This window comes from Kordia jejudonensis (assembly GCF_001005315.1).
Classification (GTDB): Bacteria; Bacteroidota; Bacteroidia; order Flavobacteriales; family Flavobacteriaceae; genus Kordia; species Kordia jejudonensis.
Genome location: NZ_LBMG01000127.1, coordinates 1 through 2049, shown reverse-complemented (window position 1 = coordinate 2049; position 2049 = coordinate 1). Strand labels below are relative to the sequence as shown.

Here is a 2049-nt window from a genome sequence, read left to right as displayed (position 1 = left end):
CAAATTGAGGTTGAATAACAATTTCCCCTTTCTGATTGATAAAGCCATATTTTCTATTTTTCTTGATTATTGCTAATTCAGCTTTTCCAAAAGTACCAGCATCACTAAATTGAGGTTTTACAACAATTTCCCCTTTTTTGTTTATAAAACCATATTTATTTTTTTGTTCTATTAGTGCTAATTCGGCTTCTTCAAAACCATATACATGATCAAATTGAGGTTGAATAACGATCTCTCCTTTTTTGTTTATAAAACCATATTTTTCATTTTGTTTTATGGGTGCTAATTCGGCTTTTCCGAAGCTATCAGCGTAATCAAATTGAGGTTGAATAACAATTTCCCCTTTTTTATTTATAAAACCGTGTTTTTTGTTTTGTTCTATTATTGCTAATTCATCTTCTCCAAAACTATATACATAATCAAATTCAGGCTGAACAACAATTTTTCCTTTAGGATTCATGTATCCCCATTTTCCAAACTTTTTATAAGGGTATATATTATTTTCAGGTATTACAGTGCGATCAATTTTCATTTTTAAAATTTTTAATTAAATCATCAAAAGCTGTACTGAATGATTAAAATTCGGTTACCACTTTTAGAATTGAATAAATTGTTTTATTACAAAGAAAGGATTTTTGATTATTACTTTGTAATCTATCAATAGGGAATAATTTCAAAATTCATTACCCAAAAATATATATTATTAGAAATTAAATAATATTGAAACTCTTAAATACAAATTAATGAGCAGTACGAATGAAGGATTTTAATTATATAAAAAAAGTAACATGTTGAGCGAATTTTAAAATTCAAATTATAACCAAAGATTTTAATGATTAGGATTAATATTTCCTCTTTTGAGTCTAATATTCAGTTGTTATAGGTTGTAAAAATGAAATCGTAAAATACGTGTTAAATCGAACATATTGTTCAAAATTTTTATTGTTTATTTCATAAATATATTTCATTTAAAAAGGAAAAATCTTTCTTTTTATTTATTCCTACAATTTCTTCTTACAATCCAAGTGTACTGCACAAAATTTTACAAATGATTCTTGAAAAGTATTTCAAATCTTTACGCCTGTGATACTTTAGAGAGTATCTTAAATCATTGAATTGGAATAGTCATTAAATTAAAAATTGTTTATAGGTCAATTCATTCGATACCGATTTGTCCTCGATTGTCGCACTTTAAAAATATATATAATTGATAATTAGTTTTTTATGTTTTTGAATTGTTCGAGTTACAAAAGCTGACAAATGATATTTAACTACTATTTCAAAACTTTGTTTTCGTGATGTTTTAGAGAACATCAATTAGAAGTGTTTAGCATGTAATTCAATATTCAGATAATATTTGAACTACTTACTATTTCCAAAAAGAATTTAATAACGCAATTAAAATTAAAAAACAAAGGAGAAAACTGTATGGCAAAACGAAAGCACATGCCTAACAACAAGCACAAAGGACTCTTTATTTACTGTCATGTATGTAAAAAGCATTTTTCATGGACACGAAAAATGATTTTACGAAATACCAAAAAAGTAAAAGAAGAACCTACGTGTGGAGAAACAGGCAAAAATTATTCTACCTGCAAGAATTTTGAAAAGCATCGGTATAAATCACGGTTGCACGTTCCAGGAAGTGATGGACGCAAAGCCAGTAAAACCCATGATGCTACCAATTACGCAGATGCAGTAATTCAAGCAATTGATTTTGAAAAAGAATTCAAAGCCGAATTACAAGGTTGGGGACAACCAATCGAAATCAAAAATCGGCAATACTTGTTTGATATACAATTACGGTATATCGATTTTTTAGATAACATAGATGTTCCAGAACACCAAAAAAACACCTTGTCTGATCAACGTAAAAATGAAATTGTAAACTGTTTAAAAATCTTTAATGAAGCACTCACAAAACACAACATCAATAAAAAGTTATTAATCATCAATCGTATTAGCGATATGCACGTTGGTTTATTCCATGATTACTTATTAATTGATAAGAATTACAAAGGAAACACCTACAATGGAAAAATGAGCGTT

Annotated in this window: 1 protein-coding gene and 1 pseudogene; one reads left to right on the top strand and one right to left on the bottom strand. The window is 27.5% G+C overall.

Features of this window, described 5'->3' with window-relative positions:
* Positions 1-532: WG repeat-containing protein (locus AA089_RS22915; RefSeq protein ID WP_162200477.1), on the bottom strand; the 532-nt coding region annotated here is incomplete at its 3' end.
* Positions 533-1428: 896 nt separating this feature from the next.
* Between AA089_RS22915 and AA089_RS22910 the strand changes: the two are divergent.
* Positions 1429-2049 (top strand): annotated as a pseudogene (locus AA089_RS22910) (hypothetical protein); the annotation flags it as partial.